Here is a 256-nt window from a genome sequence, read left to right on the forward strand (position 1 = left end):
CATCAATACGGTTAATAAACTCAGGTCTAAACTCATTGATTAAAACATTCATCACTTTTTCTTTCAAAGTAACGTAATCGTTATTACCCGCTTGCTCTTGAATTATATCTGAGCCTAAGTTTGAGGTCATGATGATAACGGTATTTTTAAAATCAACCGTGCGTCCTTGACCGTCGTTTAAACGTCCATCATCTAAAACCTGTAGCAAAATATTAAACACATCTGGGTGTGCTTTTTCTATTTCGTCCAATAAAAT

Annotated in this window: 1 protein-coding gene; it reads right to left on the minus strand. The window is 34.4% G+C overall.

Annotated elements, in window-relative coordinates; all coding sequences use genetic code 11:
• Positions 1 to 256, minus strand: a 256-nt coding sequence (locus tag AAEY97_RS21370) for an AAA family ATPase (protein WP_351001371.1), incomplete at both ends; no start/stop codon positions are given.

The sequence above is a fragment of the Shewanella sp. TB7-MNA-CIBAN-0143 genome, from assembly GCF_040310065.1.
GTDB lineage: Bacteria > Pseudomonadota > Gammaproteobacteria > Enterobacterales > Shewanellaceae > Shewanella.